The 20,984-nt window shown below is 71.6% G+C and carries 15 protein-coding genes; 11 read left to right on the forward strand and 4 right to left on the reverse strand.

From position 1 onward, the window contains the following. Positions 1-34: 34 nt before the first annotated feature. From ACWGI2_RS18155 to ACWGI2_RS18165, 3 genes are all read left to right on the forward strand, one after another. Complete coding sequence (locus ACWGI2_RS18155; protein ID WP_453696254.1) at positions 35-910, forward strand: trypsin-like peptidase domain-containing protein; 876 nt, start codon at positions 35-37, stop codon at positions 908-910. Positions 911-1,293: 383 nt separating this feature from the next. Next, positions 1,294-1,719 (forward strand): ATP-binding protein, encoded by a 426-nt coding sequence (locus tag ACWGI2_RS18160; RefSeq protein ID WP_453696255.1) that lies wholly within the window; start codon positions 1,294-1,296, stop codon positions 1,717-1,719. 1,383 nt (positions 1,720-3,102) lie between these two features. Beyond that, a complete protein-coding gene (locus tag ACWGI2_RS18165) occupies positions 3,103-3,714 on the forward strand; it encodes a hypothetical protein (protein ID WP_453696257.1) in 612 nt (203 codons plus the stop codon). A gap of 22 nt (positions 3,715-3,736) precedes the next feature. Here the strand turns inward: ACWGI2_RS18165 and ACWGI2_RS18170 are convergent, their stop codons facing one another. Both ACWGI2_RS18170 and ACWGI2_RS18175 read right to left on the reverse strand, forming a co-directional pair. After that, complete coding sequence (locus ACWGI2_RS18170) at positions 3,737-5,353, reverse strand: N-acyl-D-amino-acid deacylase family protein (protein ID WP_453696258.1); 1,617 nt, start codon at positions 5,351-5,353, stop codon at positions 3,737-3,739. Between the two features lie 389 nt (positions 5,354-5,742). After that, positions 5,743-7,050 carry an amino acid deaminase gene (locus ACWGI2_RS18175; RefSeq protein WP_453696259.1) on the reverse strand — a complete coding sequence of 436 codons (1,308 nt, stop codon included), beginning with the start codon at positions 7,048-7,050 and terminating at the stop codon, positions 5,743-5,745. 155 nt (positions 7,051-7,205) lie between these two features. On the opposite strand from ACWGI2_RS18175, the gene ACWGI2_RS18180 reads away from it, so the two are divergent. The 4 genes from ACWGI2_RS18180 (at position 7,206) to ACWGI2_RS18195 (ending at position 11,063) form a co-directional block, all read left to right on the forward strand. Next, on the forward strand, positions 7,206-8,249 hold the full coding sequence (locus tag ACWGI2_RS18180) for a sugar kinase (RefSeq protein ID WP_453696761.1): 1,044 nt from the start codon (positions 7,206-7,208) through the stop codon (positions 8,247-8,249). Beyond that, complete coding sequence (locus ACWGI2_RS18185) at positions 8,246-9,004, forward strand: IclR family transcriptional regulator (protein WP_453696260.1); 759 nt, start codon at positions 8,246-8,248, stop codon at positions 9,002-9,004. The genes ACWGI2_RS18180 and ACWGI2_RS18185 overlap by 4 nt, the downstream gene beginning before the upstream one ends. A 7-nt stretch (positions 9,005-9,011) precedes the next feature. After that, positions 9,012-9,425, forward strand: a complete 414-nt coding sequence (locus tag ACWGI2_RS18190) for a RidA family protein (protein WP_453696261.1) — start codon at positions 9,012-9,014, stop codon at positions 9,423-9,425. Positions 9,426-9,566: 141 nt separating this feature from the next. Continuing rightward, positions 9,567-11,063, forward strand: a complete 1,497-nt coding sequence (locus ACWGI2_RS18195; RefSeq protein ID WP_453696263.1) for a GntP family permease — start codon at positions 9,567-9,569, stop codon at positions 11,061-11,063. Between the two features lie 65 nt (positions 11,064-11,128). Here ACWGI2_RS18195 and ACWGI2_RS18200 read toward each other — a convergent pair whose 3' ends face one another. Continuing rightward, complete coding sequence (locus ACWGI2_RS18200; RefSeq protein WP_453696265.1) at positions 11,129-11,950, reverse strand: MBL fold metallo-hydrolase; 822 nt, start codon at positions 11,948-11,950, stop codon at positions 11,129-11,131. A gap of 245 nt (positions 11,951-12,195) precedes the next feature. On the opposite strand from ACWGI2_RS18200, the gene ACWGI2_RS18205 reads away from it, so the two are divergent. From ACWGI2_RS18205 to ACWGI2_RS18220, 4 genes are read left to right on the forward strand one after another with little or no spacing between them, the layout of a single operon-like run. Next, positions 12,196-13,347, forward strand: coding sequence for a hypothetical protein (locus ACWGI2_RS18205; RefSeq protein WP_453696267.1), 1,152 nt, complete (start codon positions 12,196-12,198; stop codon positions 13,345-13,347). Beyond that, positions 13,344-14,015 carry a hypothetical protein gene (locus ACWGI2_RS18210; protein ID WP_453696269.1) on the forward strand — a complete coding sequence of 224 codons (672 nt, stop codon included), beginning with the start codon at positions 13,344-13,346 and terminating at the stop codon, positions 14,013-14,015. Before ACWGI2_RS18205 ends, ACWGI2_RS18210 begins: the two co-directional genes overlap by 4 nt. Positions 14,016-14,017: 2 nt before the next feature. Then, complete coding sequence (locus tag ACWGI2_RS18215; RefSeq protein ID WP_453696271.1) at positions 14,018-14,680, forward strand: RES family NAD+ phosphorylase; 663 nt, start codon at positions 14,018-14,020, stop codon at positions 14,678-14,680. A gap of 48 nt (positions 14,681-14,728) precedes the next feature. Beyond that, the gene (locus ACWGI2_RS18220) at positions 14,729-18,871 is read left to right on the forward strand and encodes a CHAT domain-containing protein (RefSeq protein WP_453696273.1); all 4,143 of its coding nucleotides are present in this window, start codon (positions 14,729-14,731) and stop codon (positions 18,869-18,871) included. On the opposite strand, the gene ACWGI2_RS18225 is transcribed toward ACWGI2_RS18220, so the two are convergent. Continuing rightward, positions 18,852-20,792 carry a caspase family protein gene (locus ACWGI2_RS18225; RefSeq protein ID WP_453696275.1) on the reverse strand — a complete coding sequence of 647 codons (1,941 nt, stop codon included), beginning with the start codon at positions 20,790-20,792 and terminating at the stop codon, positions 18,852-18,854. The genes ACWGI2_RS18220 and ACWGI2_RS18225 overlap by 20 nt on opposite strands. Positions 20,793-20,984: the final 192 nt, after the last annotated feature.

A 20,984-nucleotide genomic window follows, 5' to 3' on the forward strand; every position in this document is an offset into this window, starting at 1 on the left:
ACAGCTACACGTAGCTACAAGGGGGGCACCACACATGAAGAAGGCTCTCGCGGGCGGCTTACTCGCCCTCACCCTCGTAGGCTTCGGCTCCGCGCCGGCCATCGCGGCTCCGGACAGCGCATCGTCGAAACAAGCTGCAGGGGAGGCCGCCAAGGCCAAGGCGGTCGACTTCGCGGGCACGGTGGCGCTGAGCAACTGTTCGGGCTCCGTCGTCCGCATGCCGCAGTCGAAGGCGGACGACCCCGCGCTCGTCCTCTCCAACGGTCACTGTCTGGAGAGCGGCTTCCCGGCGGCGGGCGAGGTCATCGTCGACCAGCCGTCCACCCGCACCTTCAAGCTCCTGGATGCCACGGGCGCGGAGAAGGCGACGCTCAAGGCGAGCAAGATCTCGTACGCGACGATGACCGACACCGACATCTCGCTGTACCAACTCACCACCACCTACGCCGACGTCAAGAAGAAGTACGGCATCAAGGCGCTGGAGATCGAGGACGACCACCCGGTCAAGGGGCGAGCCATCACGGTCGTCTCCGGGTACTGGAAAGAGACGTACACCTGCAAGATCGACGGGTTCGCGTACCGCCTCAAGGAGGGCGAGTGGACCTGGAAGGACTCGGTCCGCTACACCCCCGAGTGCCAGACGATCGGCGGGACTTCGGGCTCACCGGTGATCGACCACAAGACCGGCAAGGTCACCGCCGTCAACAACACGGGGAACGAGGACGGCGAGCGCTGCACCCTCAACAACCCCTGTGAGGTCGACCGGAAAGGCAACGTGACGGTCCGCAAGGGCATCAACTACGCCCAGCAGACGTACGGAATCGTCCCCTGCGTCACCCACGACAGCAAGATCGACCTCACCCGGAAGGGCTGCAAGCTGCCACGCCCGACCCCCTCCGCCAAGCCGTAAGGCATCTGAGCGCTGCCACCCTGCGGTGCACGTCGTGAGGTGGCAGCGGGGCGGCGGGGGCCCGGCCCCGGCCCGGCCCCGCCGCCCTGCTCCCGGCAGCCTTTCGGGGAGTCCGGGCACACCGCAGTCCGTGCACTCCACGAGAACTTGCCGCCGCGCGGCGAGCTGCGGCGGGCGAACGTGCCGGGGGAGTACACCTGTTCCGGCAGCCCAGCGGTAAGGGCGCGCACCAGCGTCTCCGGCGTGGCCCCGCGCGCGAACCACTGTGCGGCAAGCTCTTCGAGCGCGGCGCACTCGGCCGCCGAGAGCGTCAGCCGCTTGTCGGCCGCCCCGAGCCGGGCGAGCGCGTCGTTGGCTATGCCCGGTCCGGCAGCGTATGAGGCATGGAACGCACAACTTCCCCTCTCCCGAGGGAGTTTGGATGGCGGCTGCCGCGAGGCCCGCGCAGTGTCGGCCGGGCGCGCTCGCTGCTCGCCGAGCAGGCGCGGGACTGGAAGGTCCCGGACGACGTGACGGACACCGCCGTACTGCTGCTCAGTGAGCTGATGACCAATGCCGTACGGCACGGGCGGGTTTCGGTGGGGCGGGAGGTCGAGGCGCGGTGCGTGCTGGACGGGGGCGTCCTGCGGGTGGAGGTGGCGGACGCGAGTGATGCGCTGCCGTGTCCGAGGGAGGCGGGGCCGGACGACGAGTCGGGGCGGGGCCTTGCCCTGGTGGAGCTGCTGGCCGACACGTGGGGGTCGTACCCCCGGTCGTACGGGATCGGCAAGACGGTGTGGTTCGAGCTGGCGCTGCCGTGCGTGACGTGAGAAGGCCCCACTGCGTGGGCAATTGATTAGCGTGGTTGCTGTGGGTGGGTGGCTGAGGGAGCCTCCATCCCGTGTGGGCCGGCTCGGGCCGGTGGGGGCTGGCTTTCGTCGCCTGATGTTCGGACGTGGCCACGGGGTTGGACACCGGGGTTTACATGACGGGGCAGGGCTGGCCCCGAGGGCGGTGTGAGTGGCAGCCCGGAAGCACGGCGCCCAGGCCAACAGACAAAGACGCAGCAACAGGGGGGTGTGGGGGTGGGCGCGGTGGGTGGTGGGTGGTGGGGTGCGGGTGGGGACAGAGGGACCGACAGGGGGTGGCGACGGAGGGTGGTGACGGAGGGGACGACGGGGGGTGGCGACGGAGGATGGCGACGGAGGGGGACGACGGGGGGGTGGCGACGGAGGGGGACGACGGGTGGTGGCATCGGAGGGGCGGCAACGGAGGGGTTCGCCGTCTGCCGACCTCCTCGCTTGGCGTCACCGAAGTGTCCAGCTCTACCGCCCAGCTCTCTCGTCGGGCTCTCTCGTCGGGCTGTCCGTCTTTCGGCGTTGATGAGCCGCCATTGCAGAAAAGTCCCACTTGGTTCGGCAGTGAGCTGGGGCTTGCGGGGCAGGAAGTGGAACTTTCCTGCAAATGGGCCCCACGAGGCCCCATCCGCGAGGCCCTCGCCCTACCCGCCGCATGCGCGGCCCTATCCGCGAAACCCTCGCCCCACGCGCTCGCCCTACCCGCCCCATGCGCGGCCTCATCCGTGAAGCCCTCGCCCTACCCGCCGCATGCGCGGCCCTATCCGCGAAACCCTCGCCCCACGCGCTCACCCCACACGCCCTACACGCGGCCCCATCCGTGAAGCCCTCGCCCCGACCCGCCCTACGCGCGGCCCCATCCGCGAAATCCTCGCCCACGCCCTCGCCCCACGCGCACCCCACCCACACCCCGCCCACACCCCACCCGCACCCCACCACCCACCGTGCCCACCCCCCTGTTGCTGCTGTCTGTTGGCCGGCTGGCGGGTGTGGCGGGGTGTTGTCGCTGTGGAGTGGGGGGAGCCGTGCGGGCTGTTGGTTGGGGGTTGTGGAAGAGGGTTGCTGAATCTGGGCCCGTACGTAGATCAGCCGACGAAAGTCAGCCCCCACCGGGGCCGCGCCCGCCCACACGGGATGGAGGCTCCCTCAGCCACCCACCCACAGCAACCACGCTAATCAGTAGGTGATTGCCCCGGCGTGACTGAACGGTTCGTGGCTTCGCGTTGCGTGGTACGCCGGGCTCCCCGCCGCAGAACCGGACGGGACGCAACCCGGTGACGGGGGCCCGCTGCGGTGAGACGTTGCCCGCGCACTCGCCGCCGGACGGCCCGGCGGCGGGACGAAGGGGGCTCCATCATGACCAAGATGATCAATCACGTGGAGTACGCGAACGACGAGGCGGAAGCGACCGAGCTGCTGACCGCGTACAGCGAGTCGATCGGCCTCCCCTGGGGAGTGATCCCGCAGCGCAAGCGGGACGCCTCCGTTCGCATCGCGTGGGTCGAGGACAAGAACAACGGTCTGGTGGCGGCCAAGAAGACCATTGAGGACGACCTGATCGAACAGCGGCGCGCGGAGCGGGTGGCGGAGCGCGCGGCGGCGATCCAGAAGCAGGCCGAATCCCTGGTGAAAACGGTCGGGGTGAAGACCGACGCAGGCCTGCTCCTCGACCAGTGCAAGCACCACTACGAGCAGGCCAATAACCCCGACTTCACCTTCGGATCAGGCATGACGGAGAGCGAATACGCCGCCTTCCAGGAGGAGTGGGAGGAAGCCGCCCAGTTGGCCGCCGAGCGCTACGACCAGTTCACGAACCTCTACTCGACCGAGATCCAGGACAAGGCGGCCCTCGGCAAGGGGCAGGTCGGGGACACGATGGCCACGCGCGGTCGGCAGGGCAACGTGTTCGTGACGATCGTGGGCGCGAAGTTCAACGCCCACATCGACATCAAGGGCAAGAAGAAGTGAGGAAGTAGGGAGGGGACGGGGCTTAGAGGGTGCGGCGCACGGCGCGTCCTGCGAGGACGTCCGTGCGTCGGCCGTCCTCCATCACGAACTTGCCGTCGATCAGGACGTGCGGGATGCCCGTGGGGAGGGTGCGGGGGGCGTCGAAGGTGGAGCCCGCCGCGACCGTCTCCGGGTCGAAGAGGACCAGGTCGGCGCGGTAGCCCTCGCGGACGACGCCCCGGTCGGGGAGGCGCAGGCGAGCGGCCGGGCGCCCGGTGAGGTGGGCGACGCAGTCTTCGAGGGTGAGGACGCCGAGTTCGCGGACGTAGCGGCCGAGGTACTGCGGGAACGTTCCGTACGCGCGCGGGTGCGGCTTGAAGCCCTGGAGGATGCCGTCGCTGCCGCCGGTGTGCACGGGGTGGCGCATGATCGCCTGGACGTTCTCCTCGTGGCCGACGTGCTGGAGGATCGTCGAGCCGAGCTTGTCGTTGATGAGGAGGCGACGGGCGGTGATCCAGGGGTCCTCGCCGCGCTGGGTGGCGGACTCGGCGATCGTCTTGCCCACGCAGGAGGCAAGACCGGGGTCGCTCACACCCGAGATCTCGATCTTGTCCCACTCGATCGGTACGCCGTGACAGCCGTCGGCGCCGATGACCTCCATGTGGTGGCGGATCTTCTCGGCGGTCTCGTCGTCCTGGAGGCGGGTCAGGATCGCGTCGGGGCCGCCTTCGCTTGCCCAACTCGGCAGCATGGCCACGAGAGTTGTGCAGCCGGGAGTGTAGGGGTAGGTGTCGAGGCTGATGTCGGCCCCTTGGGCGAGGGCGTCGTCGAGGAGCGCGAGCAGGTCGGGCGCCTTGCCCTTGTTCACGCCGAAGTTCATGGTGGCGTGGGCGAGGTGGAGGGGGCAGTTCGCGGTGCGGGTGAGGTTGACCATCTCCTCGTACGCCTGGAGGGCGCCGGCGCCGTAACTGCGGTGGTGGGGGCAGTAGTAGCCGTTGTACTGGGCCACGACCTTGCAGAGCTCGGTGAGTTCGGAGTCGTCGGCGTACATGCCGGGGGTGTAGGTGAGCCCGGAGGACATGCCCACGGCACCTTGCTCCATCCCCTCCGCGACGAGCTGCTTCATGCGTTCGACCTCGGCGGGGGTGGCGGGGCGGTCGTCCCAGCCGAGCGCGTACATGCGGACGGTGCCTTGGGGGATGAGGTAGGCGGCGTTCACGGCGATGCCGTGGCCGTCGTGGGAGCGGTCGAGGCGGTCCAGGTACTCGCCGACGGTGCGCCAGTCGAAGTCGATGTCGCTGCCGTCGCCGTTCCAGCCGGTGATGGCCTGGCGGACCTGGGCGAGGGTGCGGTCGTCCACGGGGGCGTAGCTGAGCCCGTCCTGACCGATGACTTCCAGGGTGACGCCCTGGGCGGCTTTCGCGCTGTGGTCCGGGTCGCGGAGGAGGGCGAGGTCGCTGTGGGCGTGCATGTCGATGAAGCCGGGGGCTAGCGCCAGGCCTTGGGCGTCCAGGGTCTTGGCCCCGGTGAGCCGGGGGCCCTCGCCCACCCCTTCCCTGCGGATCTCGGTGATCCTGCCCTCGTGTACGCCGACGTCGGCTCGGTAGGAGGCACCTCCGGTGCCGTCGACGACGCGTACGTCCCGGATGACCAGGTCCATGGCCGTGCCTCTCTTCTCGCTTGGCTGCGGGCTGTGTGTGGTGCACCCGGCCTCCGGCCGGGTTGTCGCTCCCACCCGCACCACCCGTGCGGCTTTCGTCGCCGGGTGCGGGTGGCCCCGGCGGGGGTGGGGCTTCGTTGGCGGGTGCGGGTGGTACTCGTGCGACTGACCCCTGCTGTCTCGTCCGCCCGCCGTCTTGTCAGTCCGCGCCTTCGGCGCGGGGCTTCCCCACCCACCCACCCGTCAACCTGCGGGGTAATCGGGTGGGTGGGTGGGAGGCATCCGCCGCGGAGCGGCGGTTCTGTTTGTTCGGCCACCCGGTACCGCCGGGTGATCGGACGCCCCCCCAAGACCCAGGGGTCAGAAAGGCGCCGCCCAAGACCCAGGGGTCAGAAATAAGTGCGGATGTAGTCCGTGACCGTGCCATCCGCCTCGACCAGAGGGATCAGCTGCCACTTGTCGAACGAAGTGCACGGGTGCGAGAGACCCAGGCCCACCCAGTCGCCGACCGCGAGGTCCGCCTCGGGGGTCGTACGGACCCATCCGTGCTGGTCGGAGAGGCCCGTCACCGTGACCCCCGTCGCGGGCCGGTCCACCCCACCCCGGTGGACGACCTGCGCCTCGGGCAGGTCGATGTCGTACGCCGCATCCCTCTTCCCCGCGTTGGTGAACGCCTGCTCCCGCGTCGGCCGCGAAACCACCTGCGTCCAGAGCCGGAACGCGGGGTGCAGCGCCCCCTCGTCCGGGATGCGGTTGAACGGGGTCAAGTGACGATAGTGGCCGTCGTCATGAGAGACGTACGCCCCCGAGCGAAGCAACTTCAGTACCGGCACCGACAGTTCGGGAATCTCCGCGAAGACATCCGCCACCGCGTCGAACCACGCGCTGCCACCCGCACTGACGACGATCTCGTCCAGATCCGCGAACCGGTTCGCCTTGTCGAACTCGACCGCCAGCGCCGCGAGACGCCCCAGCCAGGCCCGCACCCGCTCGGGCGTCGCGTCGGGCACCTCGCCCTCGTACCCGGCGACACCCACCAGGCGCAGCGTGTCCGCCGCCGCGACCGCGTTGGCGATCTCGACGCACTCGGCCTCCGTACGCACACCCGTGCGCGCCCCGTCACCCGCGCCCAGCTCCACCACGACGTCGACGGGACGCGTCGCACCCGCCTCGCGCAGAGCGGCGTCCATCAGGGCGACGCCGGCCTCGGAATCGACGTAGCAGATGAAGCGGAAGGAGGGGTCCGCGTCCAGCTCGCCCGCGATCCAGCGCAGCGCCGCCGCGTCCACCAGCTCGTTGGCGAGGAAGATCCGCTCGATGCCGTAGGCCCGCGCCACCCGCACCTGGTGCGGCACGGCGAGGGTGATGCCCCACGCGCCCCGCTCGATCTGACGCGCGAAGAGCTGCGGCGCCATGGACGTCTTGCCGTGCGGGGCGAAGGCGAGGCCGTGCCGCTCGGAGTACGTCTCCATCAGCGCGAGGTTGTGCTCCAGTCGCTCGGCGGAGAGGGCGAGGACGGGGGTGGTGAAACCGTCCGTGAAGAGGTTCCGGCGCTGGGCCGCCAGCTCGCCGACCGTCAGACCCTCCGCGTCCGGCGGAAGGCCCTTGAAGCGGTGGTCGACCCGCTCTTCCGCGAGCCTGTCGAGCTCCCGGACAAGACGTCCGCCGGAGTGGTCGGCTGCGTTGTCGGCGGCCATGGCGCCTCCTCGAAAAGGTGCGTTGCATGATATGCAACGGTCATTGCGTATGTCGCTTACTGCTGTCTAACATCCGAGCCAACGCCGGGTCAACGGATCCGGACCGACGGTTGAGGGGCAGGAAGACAGTGACCGCAGAGGCCGCGCAGGCAGCGATGGACGCGCAGGCAACAGTGGACGTCGTCGCGCTCGGCGAGTCCATGGTCACGTTCCTGCCCTCCCGCGCGGGCCGCCTCGCCGACGTCCCCTCCTTCGATCGCGGAATCGGCGGCGCCGAGTCGAACGTCGCCTGCGCGCTCGCCGCGGCCGGACACCGCACCCGCTGGGTCAGCCGGGTCGGCGCCGACGGCTTCGGCGACCACCTCGTCGAGGCGATCGCCCGCTACGGAGTCGACACCGGCTGCGTCGGACGCGACCCGCACCGCCCCACCGGCATCTACTTCCGCACCGCCGATGACCGCGACACCGACGCCCACGAGGTCCTCTACTACCGGGCCGGGTCCGCCGCGTCCGCGATGGCGCCGCGCAGCGTGGACCGCGAGGCCCTGGACGCCGGCCGCATCCTGCACCTCTCCGGCATCACCGCCGCCCTCTCCGCGGACTGCCTCGCCCTCCTGCGAGAGCTGACCGCACCCCGCCCCGGCCGCCCGCTGGTGTCGTTCGACGTGAACTACCGCCCCGGACTGTGGAGCGGGGAAGCGAGCGAAGGACCCCGCGTCCTGCTCGACCTGGCCCGCGGCGCCGACCTCGTCTTCGTCGGCGAGGACGAGGCCGCCGACGCCTGGGGCGTCACCGGCGGCCCCGACGCCATCCGCGCCGCGCTCCCGGAGCCCGCGACCCTGGTCGTCAAGCAGGGCAGCCGCGGCGCCACCATCCATACCCAGGGGGAGCCCGCCGTCTTCCAGGCCGCGCTCGACGTCGACGTCGTCGCCCCCGTGGGCGCCGGAGACGCCTTCGCCGCCGGGTTCCTCTCCGCGACCCTGCGCGGCCTTGACGCCGAGCGGTGCCTGCGCCACGGGCACCTCATGGCGGCCGCCGCCCTCACCGTCCCCGAGGACCTCGCGACCCCTCCCGCGAGGGAGCACACCGATCGTCTTGCCGCACTGGACGCCGACGCCTGGGGGACACTTCGTCTCGGCCCGGGCTGGACGGACGGCGTCCCCGCGAACACTGAGGCCAAGGAGGAGGCACGTACATGAGCCAGACCGTCGACCGCGCCCTGTCCATCCTGCCGCTGCTCGCCGAAGGCCCCGCCGACCTCGGCCAGGTCGCCGAGCGTCTTGAGGTGCACAAGTCCACCGCGCTGCGGCTCCTGCGCACGCTCCACGAACACGGCCTGGTCTACCGCCAGTCCGACCAGCGCTACCGCCTGGGCGCCCGCCTCTTCGCGCTCGCCCAGGAGGCCGTCGAGAACCTCGACGTACGCGAGATCGCGCACCCCCACCTCCTCGCGCTCAACGAGAAGTGTGGCCACACGGTCCACCTCGCGGTCTACGAGGAGCAGGAAGTCCTCTACATCGACAAGGTCGAGAGCCGCTATCCGGTGCGGATGTACTCGCGCATCGGGAAGCCGGTGGCGATCACCGTCGCCGCCGTCGCGAAGCTGCTGCTCTCCGATCTTCCCGAGGCCGAGCGCCGTGCCATCGCGGAAAAGCTCGACTACCCCACGTACACGTCCCGTTCGACGCCCAACGCCGCCGCGTTCCTCAAGGAACTCAGCGCCGTACGCGAACAGGGCTGGGCCACCGACCTCGGTGGTCACGAGGAGTCCATCAACTGCATCGGGGCCCCCATCCGCGGTGCGGACGGCCGGGTCGTCGCCGCCATGTCGGTCTCAGCGCCGAATGTCGTCGTCACCGCCGACGAACTCCTCACGCTGCTCCCGCTGGTGCGCCGTACGGCGGACGCCATCAGCCGGGAGTACTCCGGCAAGTCACCCCTCAAGGAAGCCTGAGCACGTCATGACCACCGAGAAGATCGCTCTCACCCCGGCCACCCACACCACCCCGCCCGCGAAGTTCTCCCACGGCGTCAAGAAGGGCAACATCCTTCAGGTCGCAGGGCAGGTCGGCTTCCTCCCCGCCGAGGAGGGCAAGGCCCCCACCCCCGCGGGCCCCACCCTGCGCGAGCAGACCCTCCAGACCTTCGACAACGTCAAGGCGATCCTCGAAGAGGGCGGCGCGACCTGGGACGACGTGATGATGATGCGCGTCTACCTCACGGACGTGGACCACTTCGCCGAGATGAACGAGATCTACAACGCGTACTTCGAGGAGCAGGGCCTCAAGGCCCCCGCCTCGGCCCGCACCACGGTCTACGTGGGCCTGCCCAAGGGTCTGCTCATCGAGATCGACGCGCTCGCCGTCCTGAGCTGACGCAGCCCGTCCCCTGATCCATCCTCTGAACCACCCTCCGCAAGCCGCAAGTCTTCACGGCGCGGTGCCCAACTCCCCCCTTCGGGCGCCGCGCCGTGATCCCCCCTGCCCTGAAAGCCCCATGCACTTACGAGGTCAAAGATGTCCCCGTCGTCCCCCTTCGCCGCGCTCGCGGCCGCCGCCCCCGCCGCCGAGGAACCACCTCACACCGGCGGAATCCTCACCCTGATCGACGGCACGGCGGGCCTGCTGACCGTCGCCGCGCTCGGCATCGTGCTGCTCCTCTTCCTGATCATCAAGGTCAGGCTTCAGCCCTTCGTGGCGCTGCTCGCGGTCTCCATAGTCGTCGGCCTCTCGGCCGGCCTCTCCGTCACCGAACTCTTCGGCACGGTCCAGAAGTCCGACGCGGTCTCCGTCATCGAGACCGGCATGGGCGGCATCCTCGGCCATGTGGCGATCATCATCGGCCTCGGCACGATGCTCGGCGCGATACTCGAAGTGTCGGGCGGCGCCGAGGTGTTGGCCTCCCGCCTCCTCGGCCTCTTCGGCGAGAAGCGCGCCCCGCTGGCCATGGGTCTGACGGGCCTGATCTTCGGCATCCCGGTCTTCTTCGACGTCGGCATCTTCGTCCTCGCGCCGATCGTGTACGCCGCCGCCAAGCGCAGCGGCAAGTCGATCCTGCTCTACTGCCTGCCCCTGCTCGCGGGTCTTTCCATGACCCACGCGTTCCTGCCCCCGCACCCGGGCCCGGTGGCCGCCGCCGGTCTGCTCCACGTGGACCTCGGCTGGGTCATCCTGATGGGCATCGTCTGCGGCATCCCGGCCGTCATCGCCGCCTGGGTCTACTCGGCCTGGATCGGCAAGCGCATCTTCGTACCCGTCCCGCAGGACATGGTCGAGGCCGCCGACGAGGCGCGCCAGGCGGTCGTCGCCGAGCAGCGTGCGGCAGGCGTCGAGCCGCGCGAGAAGCCGGTGCCGCTGGGCACCGTCTTCGCGATCATCGGAACGCCGCTGTTCCTGATCCTCCTCGCGACCTTCTCGTCGATCGCCTTCGACCCCTCGACCTTCCGCTCGGTGATCGAGTTCTTCGGCAGCCCCTTCGTGGCCCTGACGATCGCCCTGCTCATGGCGTACTACCTGCTCGGCATCCGGCGCGGCTGGTCCCGCAAGTCCCTGGAGACGGTGTCGACCTCGTCCCTCAAGCCGGTCGGCAACATCCTCCTGGTGGTCGGCGCGGGCGGCATCTTCGGCGCGGTCCTCAAGGCGAGCGGCGTGGCCGGCGCCCTCTCGGACACCTTCCAGGACGTGGGCCTGCCGATCATCGTCCTCGCCTACCTGCTCTCCCTGGTCCTTCGCGTCGCCCAGGGCTCGGCGACGGTGGCGATCGTGACGACGGCGGGCATCGTGGCCCCCCTCCTCGCCGAGGGCGACCACTCCCAGGCGTTCGTGGCCCTGGTCATCATGGCGATCTCGGCGGGCTCGATCTTCGCCTCGCACGTGAATGACGGCGGCTTCTGGATGGTGGCGAAGTACTTCGGCATCTCGGAGCGGGACACGCTGAAGACGTGGACGGTCCTGGAGTCGGTGCTGTCCGTGGCGGGATTCGTGGTGGCGGCAGTGGTCAGCTTGTTCGTCTGACGCGAGATCCCCTTCTCGTACGTCACTGAAGGCGCCCCGGGTCATGACGGTCCGGGGCGCCTTCGTCACGACGCGACCGGGGGCGCGCCCGCGGGCTCGAACCCGGCCAGCATCTGCTCCAGCGCCGCCTGGTCAGGGCCCACGAAGGGCGAGGCCCCGGCCGCCGAGCCCAGCGTGTCCATCATCGTCCCGGTGATGCCGAGGGCCGGCGGCAGATGCGTGGAAAGGACGAGCTCGGGCGCCCCGTCCCGCAGCGGCTGGAAGCTGTCCAGGAACTTCCCGGAGTCCACGACCTGCACCCAGGGGCTGTCGACCGTCGCCCAGAGCAGTTGCGCGGCCCGCAGCCCCTCGACGGGCACCTCGCGCACGTCGTCGGCCTGTGCCAGCTCGGCGGTGGCCATCGGCCCTCCGAAGCAGTCGGAGCTGAAGCAGGCCCCCGACCGGTCGTCGAAGAAGCCGACGGTGGCCGGGTTGTCGAAGAGCGGCGGCCTGAACCCCGTGAGGGTGCGGTCGCCGACGTCCAGGCTCTGCCCCGGGTTGAGCAGATGGACGCGGTCGAGGGGCAGCGGGCGCTCACAGGACATGATCCCCGCGCCCCCGAACGTGGTCACGACCCGTGCATGGGGCGCCGCGACCAGCAGATCGAAGATCCCGCCGGTGTGATCACGGTCCGGGTGGGTGAGCCAGATCCAGCGCACGTCGGCGGGATCGAGAACGGTGGCGAGCGCCTCCAGGAAGTTGCGGTCGGACAGCCCGAGGCCGGTGTCGACGACGACGGGCTGGGAGGCGTGCAGCACAAAGGCGTTGACCGGTATGTGCCCGATCCCCGGTACTTCCAGGCTGTCGCTCAGGACGCTGATGTCGGGGCGTACCTTGTGGACGCGCATGACACATCTCCATGCCCCCTCAGGGATGGTGATCGCGTCGCGGCCCTTATGTGTCCCTTTATGTGTCCCCTTATCTGTCCATCGTCGTCCTGTTCAGGCGCCACCGCACGCGGGCGAAGGCTCCCGCGCCCCGTTTCCGCCCTGCGCGTGCCCGGAGTCCGACCGGCGTCAGCGGTGCAATGGAGGACGAGGGGAGAACGGAACGGGCTTGTGAGGGGTGTGACGCCGGTGCGATCCTTGCCGCCATGTCACCGCCTCCTCACATACCCGATCACGGATTGGTGCTCGAGGAGGTGAGGAAGGTGCGGCGGGCGGGCGTCGTCAGACTGCGCGAGACGGACACGCCTGAGCTGATCCGGATCGCCGAGGAACTTCCCACGACCGGCGGCGAGTTGGCCTTCGGTGCCGTCGAGCGGCTGCTGCGGGCCGCCGTCGCCGGAATCGGGGGCGGAAGTCTCCAGACCGCCGCCGAGTACACCCTCGGCCTCGCCCAGGGCACCCGCGACTGGCCGCCGGCTGACCGGCGCCGCAGGGCCGCTCAGGTGTACGGGGTCAGCGTCGAACGCTTCCGCAAGCACCATGAGTTGATGGTGCTCGGGCAGATAGCCGAGCAGGTCGTCGGCATCGCCGTCCGGGCGCCGGGGGAGAGGGGTGGACCGGCGGGCGGACTGCCCGCTGCCCACCGTGAGCTCCGGCTCTTTCTGCACGGGCGCGCCGTGACCGTCACCGTGCACGTCCACTCGGTGGACCTGCTGCGGGACGTGGATGTCGTGGTCTCGCCCTCCAACACGTACTTCGCGCTGCCCGCCGCCTACAAGTCGTCGGTCTCGGCGACCCTGCGGAGGGCCGGTGCGCGCAAGGACCCGACGGGGGGCCTCGTCGAGGACCACGTCCACGACGAGTTACGGGGGTGGGCCGCCCGGCACGGAACTCCGGGCCGGGCGGCCCTGCCGGGAACGGTCGTCGCCACCTCGGCCGGCGCCCTCGCCGTCCAGGGCGTCCGGCGGATCTACCACGTAGCCGTGGCCGTGCCACGGCCCGAGACCAATGACTACGACGTACAGCCGGCCGACGTGACCCGCGGCGTGGCCCGCGCCTTCGCGCTGCTCGCCGAGGAGTCCCGCGCGAGCGATCCGCCCCTCACCTCCATCTGCGTGCCGCTGCTCGGCGCGGGCCGCGGCGGCCTCCCGCCGCTGGAGAGCTTCGGCGCGCTGTGGGCGGCCGTGGAGGCGGAATTCGCCCGTGGCGCCGATTGGGACGTCCACTTCGTCGTCCGCCGCCACGCACGCGCCGACCTCATCGAGAGGCTGCTCGCCGGGTACGCCGAGCCGGGGATCCGCGAAGGCAGGGGGGTCCACGAACACCGGGGGATCCACGAAGACAGGGGGAATCCGTGAATCCGTACGCCGTGCTCGCGGCCGCCGCCGCGCTATGGGACCGCGTCGGCGCCCGTCTCGACCAGCCGCTCCTCGACCGCCTCGCCGCGCTGCTCGGCGTCGTGCGCGGCGGTGACACGGACGAGGCGACCCGCAGGGAAGCGGCCGATCGGGCGGCGGGGCTGCTGCGGGAGCGGCTGCCCGAGGAGTTCGGCGCCGGGGGCGAGGCACGGCTCACCATGGACGCCGAGCTCGAAGGGACGGCCGGAGAGGATCTCAGCTATCAGGGATTCCACGCCGAGGACCTCGCCGTGCTCCTGATCGACGGCCACCGCATGGTCGGTCCCGTGCTCGGCCCGGTCCGCGAACGGCTGCTCGCCGCGCCCGCCCTGGACGCCGACACCGTGCTGCGGCACGGCGGCAATCCCTTCGCGCCCGAGCTGATCCGGCTGCCCGCGGCGGGCGGTCTGCCACGCCTGCCGCGCTTCCAGTTCTCCGAGGACGCGATGCCCTGGCTGGTAGTCCTCGAAGTCAACGCCCTCCTGGCCGCCGACCGCGACCCCTGGGGCGCCGCCGACTGGTGGCTGTCCGCCAACGCCTGGCTCGGCGCCCCGCCCGTCCAGTTCCTCGGGGCCGGACGCGACCGCCAACTCGCGGACACGGCACGCTTCTTGATGGAGGGTGACTAGCCGTGCCCAACTACCGCCCGCCCGACACCATGACCGGCACCCCCGCCAAGGTCACCCTGGAACGGGGCACGGTCCTGCACCGCGTGCACTCCTCACGCCGCGACGCCGCGGCGTTCAACCCGCGCCCCTCGCACTGCCTGTACGGGGGCGGCCGCTTCGACGGCACGGCCTGCGATCCGTACGGCTACCTCTACGCGGGCCTGAGCCCGGCGGCCGCGGTCTGCGAGACGCTGCTGCGCTCCCTGCCGTTCGACCCGGCGGGCGGCCCCCGGCTGCTACCGCGCGTGAGCGTCGAGGGGCGGCGCCTGTCCACGCTCCGGCTCACCACCGATGTCACCGTGGTGTCGCTGATGAGCGCGCAGGACCTGGCCGCCGTCCACCAGGACAGCTGGCTCGTCCAGACCGAGGCGATCGACTACGCCTACACGCGCGACTGGGCGCACTGGATACGCGATCACACCGACCCCTGGGCGCAGGGCTTCGTCTGGTCGTCGAAACGCGAGCCCGCCGACCGCACAGTGCTGCTCTTCGGCGACCGGTGCCCGCAGGGGGCCGTCGCGGCCGTCGCGGCCGTCGAGGGGGACGTCGTGGACTTCGGCACGACGGACGGCGAGCGATGGCTCAACTCCGTTCTCCAGCCCTACCACGCGCGCCTCGCGCCCTGAGTGCCCTCTCCACACGTAAGGCTCACTGTGCTCGACGAGAACAGACAGATGCTCCAGGGCGAGCGCGCCGAGATCCTCGACCACCTCGCGCGGCTGCCGTCCGACGCCCAAGAGGCGCCCGCACTGTGCGCGTACGCGGGCGAACTGAGCTACCGCATCCACCTGTCGGCCGACGGCGACCCGGACGGCGCGGACCTGGAGCTGGCGGCGGAAGCCTTCGCCCTGGCCTTCGCGGCGCCGGGCACCGACGACGACTGGCACGCGTGGCGGATCGTGTACGCGCACGTGCGCGCCCTTCAGTACGACACGGATCCCTCGCGGCAACTTCTCGACGACTGCTGGGAGTTGCTGCTCGCCGGAACCGCGTCGCTGTCCGCCGGCGACTCCGTGTACGACGACACGCGCGTACTGGGCCGCCATCTGCTCGCCCTCTGCGCGAAGGAGCGGTACGTGCGGTGCTCGCCGGACGCGCCCGGCGAGGTGCGGGCCGAGCTGCTCGACGAGGCTCTGCGCCGCTGCGCGGACGCCCACGCCGTCCTGGAGGCGGGCGGCGAGGAGTCCGTCGACCTGTGGGAGGCACAGGGCTTCCTGCGGCTCGAACGCTGCGCGCTGCGCGGCGCCGTCGAGGACGCGGCGGCCGCCGCCGCGCACTACAAGGCGGTGCTCGAAGCGGCGCTGCCCGGTACCGACCTGCCGCTCGTCCGGCACAGCCTGGGTCTGGCCCTGCTCGTGCACGGCCGAGCGACCGCCGACCGGGACGAACTGGAGGAGGCCCGTGAGGCGTTCGGTACGGCGGTCCGTGACGCACGCCGGAGCACCGGCGAAGAGCCGTGGTGGGCAGGGGAGGCGGAGGGCAGGGCCGTCTTCGTCCGCGTCGTGATCTGGTCCACCTGGAAGGACCAGGCACACGGGGCGGCGGGCGAGGTCGAGCTGACCGCGCTGCTTGCCAGGCCCGGCGTGGAGGAACAGCTGTTGCCGCAGTTCCTCGACGGATTCGGGCGGCTGCTCTACGAGCGTGCCGCGGCTCGGGGTGACGCGGCGGGCTGCGACCGGGGCATCGCCCTGATGCGCCGCGCGGTCGCCGAGTGGCAGTCGGAACGGGACGGCACAGTCACGGCGACGGCGATCCTCCTGGCAGGCTTCCAGCAGGCCCGCTACGGGGACGACCCCGATCCGCGGCGCGTGGCGGACGTCGCGGACGCGGCCGGGATCGTCCTCGCGGACGAGCGGGCACACCCGGAAGTACGGAAGATGGCACGCCTCCTCGCCGCCTGGGCCCGGCACGAGGGCGGACAGCAGGCGGACGGCGACGGGACGCCGGTGCGGGACGACGATTTCACGGCGCTGTACGGCGAGTTCATCGACGATGTGGAGGAAGGCCGCAGGTTCCTCGACTTCAGCGGGAGCGACGAGGACTTCCCCGGCCTCTTCGCGGGGTTCGGGCCCGAACGCCTCGCGGATGCCTTCGACAAGGCGTACGTGCAGTGGAGCGCGGAGGAACCCGGCCCCGGCCGGGCGAGGGCCGCCGCCATGCTCCTGTTCCATCTGCGCGTCCTCGACCCGCACGGCGACCACGTTACCGCCGAGCAGAAGGACGAGCTGGTGGCGGCCGCCCTCGACCACGGCAAGGACGACCCGGAGTGGCAGCGCACCGCGCACATGGCGGCCGGTACGGCCCGCATGGTCGACGAGATGGCGGGCTCGGGTGGCGGCATGGACGCGGTCCTCGACCACTTCGCGCAGGCCGAGGCAGCGGGGGCGCGGGCCGGCGGCGGAGCCGGCGGGCACGGGCTCGACCTCGCCAGGATCATGGCCACCAGCCACCGGGGGCAGACCGGCGGCGGCGCGGACGACGTGGAGGCGGCCCGCGCGGGCTGGCGGAAGCTGCGGGACAACCCCCGGCTCTCCCCGCGCACGCGTCGCGTCATGGACGCACAGCAGGCGTCCTTCGACGCCCAGGCCGCGATCCGGCGCGGCGACCTCGCCGACGCCGACCGGAACATCGCCGTCGTCATCGAGGTGCACGCCGGACTCGACCCCGAGGACCCGTCCCGCGCCGAACTGTGGACGCTCATCGAGCTCGACCGGATGATCCGCGACGACTTCGCCGAGCGGACCGGCGAGCCGCCCGCCCCGCCGCTCGCCGGCAGGCCCACCGCCGCCAGGCTGCGCAGGGAAGCAGCCAGGCTGCCCCGGGACCACCGGGCCTGGGTGCTCGGCGACAGCGGCATCGCCCGCTTCGTACGGGCGGGGAAGACCCAGGACGCCGCCGAGCTCGCCGAGGCGATGGAGCTGGTCCAGGAAGCCCATGACATGGTCGACGAGGGCAGCGACAGCAAGCTGCGGTACGCCAACTGCCTCGGCACGGGCAACTGCGCGCTCGCCGAGATCCAGCGCGACCCACGCGCCCGCGACCGCCATCTCGCCCAAGGCATCGCGATGTTGGAGTACTCCTTCGGCGCGGTCGGTGGCCCCGAGCACCGCCTCTACGCGTCCACCGGCCTCGGCCTCGCCCGCGCCTACCGCACCCGCGGCTCGCTGCGCGAGGACGACCGCGCCAACGCCCGCCGCATCGGACTCGACGCCCTGCGCGGCCACACCTGGGCCGCGTTGCTCCAGTCCGGTACCGAGCACGCCACGCAGGCCGCGGCGAAGGCGACCGCCTCGGCGCTCGAAGTCGCGGCGTGGTGCCTGCGCGACAACGTCCCCGAGGAGGCCGTACGGGCGCTCGACGCCTGCCGGGGCCTTGTCCTGCACGCGGCGACCACATCGAGCACCGTGCCTGAACGGCTCGCCGCGGTCGGCCGTGAGGACTTGGCGTCGGAGTGGCGCGGGGTGGGCGCCGAGCCCGACCAGGCATCGGACCCGCTCTCCGCCACGCAGGCCCCCCTGTCCGTCCCCAGCGCCCTGCGCCGCCGCGTGCTGGCCGCGCTCACCGGCGAGGAGGCGCCCCCCGGTGACGGCACCCCGCAGGACCGCCTGCTCGACCCGCCCACGCCCACCGAGATCGCCACCGCCCTGCGCACCCTGGGCAAGGACGCGCTTGTCTACCTCGTGCCCGCGTCCGACGACGGCGGAGGTGCGGCGGTCCTCGTGACCAACGGCGGCGACGTGCACTCCGTGCCGCTGCCCAAGCTGATGGAGGACGCCGGGCCGCTCAGGGCGTACACGCCCGCGGGCGAAGGCTCCCGCGACATGGGCCCTGTGCCGGGCTACGCCGCCGCAACGGCCGCCCCGACACCCCTCCGCGACCGGCTCGACCGGCTCTGCGGCTGGGCTTGGTACGCGGCGATGCGGCCGCTCTTCGACGCGTTCGCCGCGCCCAGGAAGCCCGGCAGGGTGCCACGCCTGGTGCTCGTCCCGATGGGCGCGCTCGGCCTCGTCCCCTGGCATGCGGCGTGGGGCCAGGTGGGCGACGGGCGCCGACGGTACGCGCTGCAGGACGCGGAGATCTCGTACGCGGCATCCGCCCGTCTGCTGTGCGACGTGGCCGCCCGGGCCGCCGTCCCGCACACCGGGCGTGCGCTGGTCGTCGGCAACCCCACGGGGGACCTGCGGTACGCGGGCGAGGAAGCCGACGCGGTGCAGCGCGTCTTCTACCCGTCCGGGCAGTTCCTCGGGGGCCGTTCCGGCGATACGTCCGACGGGCCGGGCACTCCGCAGGAGGTGGTGGCCTGGCTGCGGGCGGGGGAAGAGGACAGCGGCGGGGTGCTGCACCTGGCCTGCCACGCGGCGGTGACGGGACGGTCCGCGGCCCGCGGCAGCGCGTATCTCTCCTTGCACGGGGGCGAGTTGTCGGCGGAGGAGCTGACGGAGGCGCTGAGCGGCGAGGGCCGTGGTCGGCTCGGTCTGGTGCTGCTCGCCGCATGCCGGAGCCACGTGTCCGGGCGTGGCCACAACGAGGCGTACACCCTCTCGACGGCGTTCCTCGTGGCCGGCGCACGGTCGGTGATCGGCTCGCTGTGGCCGGTACCGGACGACGCGACGTCGGTGCTGATGTTCCTCACGCACCACTTTCTGCGGGTGGAGGGGGAGCGACCCGCCAGGGCATTACGAAGGGCCCAGCTGTGGATCCTCGACCCGGACCGCGAACTCCCGCAGGGGCTGCCCCCGTTGCTGGCGGACCGGGCCCGGGGCGTGGACCCCGACGACTTGAGCGGGTGGGCGGGATTCACGCATCTGGGGCAGTAGGGGGCGCCCCCGGCACCACCGTCCGCAACGGAATCGTCCGCGTGGCCCAAAGCCCCGGCGCCCCACCCCCCTCGACCCGCCCCAAGTCCCGTCGCCCGCCCGGCTCCTGGGGGCCGGTGAGCCGCAGGACGCCATCATCGGAGGCGGCGGACCCGGCCGAGCGGGATCCCAGGCCTTGCGGGTCCCACGCGGGCAAATGGAACGGCACGGTGTTCAGCTCCCCCTCCGCCACTATCAGCTTCAGCCAGTCCCGCGTACTCGCGCCGCCCACGGCGGCCCGCCCCACCGGCAGGGAGAGCTGCACAGGCTGGTCGTCGAGCGCGTACCCCGTGTGCCCCGGAGCGATGAAGTGCCCCGGATAGAGCTCCGCGTCACTCCGGTAGCTGTCCGTGAGGTCCAGCAGAACGCACCACAGCGGCCGGTCGGGGGAGCGGTTGTGCAGCCGGATGGAGACCCACGGGTTCTGCGGCCCGCCGGGCCCCGGCACGTAGGGGCAGACGATCTCCCCGCCCCCGTCCGGCAGCAGCTCCGTGCCCCGCTCGTCCCGCGTCTCCCACGGTTTGATCTCCACTCGCACGAGCCCGTCCAGGAGCGAAGGCCGCGACGAGAGGTCCCGGAACTGATGCCAGCGCGTGAGGTGGACGAGGCAGTCCGCGACGCGCCCCGCGTCCGTAAGCGGCAGCGCCTCCACGAAAGGCGATCCGTCCCTCCGCAGCACATGCGCCGACGCGCCCCGCACCTCGACCCGGAAGTGCAGATCCCCCGCCTCCAGAGGAGAGTCGACCACCCGGAGCAACGGGGACGCGGTCAGCGCCTCCCTCAACGTCCGCAGAGCGTCGGTCTGTTCGAGCGGCCCGGTGACGGCGACCGTCGTCGGCGCAAGCGCCAGCGCGGAGAGCGCCACCGGATAGACCCGTGCGGCGGACGGCTCCCACTCCACGGGATCGACGAGCGTGCGATGTCCGTGCACGGCCCGCGCCCGGACGACCCCGCCGTCGCCGACGCTCGGCAGCACCGTGAACTCCGTCCCCGAAGCCCCCGCCCCCTCCCGCAATCCGTGCCCGCTGCCGCAGTCCACCTCCCAGCCCTCGGTCCCGCACCGCAGCAGGTGGGAGCTCGGCGCCCGCGAGACCGCGCCGCCCAGGAACGGCTGATCCGCGACGCCGCCGGGCTCCGGCGGGTAAAGGACCGGCTGCTGGCCACCGCCGGAACGCTGCAGCCGCGCGTCGGCGGCGGCGAGCAGCTCCCGGTACGTCGCGTCCGTGCCCGAGTCCCGTACGGCGCCGAGCAGCGCGTGGGTGAAGGCGCCGTGTCTGCGGCCCGCGAAGTAGCCCTCGTAGGACAGCTGGTTGAGCCTGCTCGCGGCGAGCAGCACATGCCGCGCGGGGCCCTCGGGGGCCACCACGTCCCGTGATCCCACGGCATTTTCCTCCGTGAAGTCCCACCCCGCCCCCGGCGGCGCATAGCGCGCCGTCAGCTCCGAGTCCCGCGTCGCGCCCCCGGAGTAACAGCAGTCGAGCACGGCCGCGGTGTGCGCGCCCCGCGCGGCGACCGCGTCCAGCAGGGTGCCCAGACGCTTGTCCGGCAGCGGGCCGTCCGCGCAGACGAGGGCCTGGTTGCGGCCCGTCGCCTCGATCAGGAGGTCCACGCCGGTCGCCTGCGACTGCGTGCCGTGCCCGGAGAACCAGAGCAGGGCCGTGTCCCCGGGCCCAGCCGCCCCCAGGTGCCGCTCGATCGCGTCCGTGACGGCCGCTGTCGTGGCCTCGGCGTCCAGCAGGATCCGTACGTCAGTCGTCCCGACCGCGCGGTCAGCGAGCAGCCGCCCGGCCTCCGTCATGTCGTTGACGCACCCCGTGAGCGGCGTCGCCGTCTGGCGTGGATAGTCGTTGATGCCCACCAAGAGCGCATAGATCGTCCCCATGGCGGAGAGTCTGACAGTGACCCGGGCCCACCGTCGGCGCCGAACTGGTCGCGAACAGGTCGTCTTCCGGCTGCGGTTGGGCCGAGACGTGCCAATGTGCATGTCAGGTCGCACTATTGATGTGGCGTCACTATTCTTCACGCACCACTCGGCCGGCCCCGTGTCGGCTCACCACCCATGACTCTCGGGGGA

Source organism: Streptomyces sp. NPDC054866 (assembly GCF_053610745.1).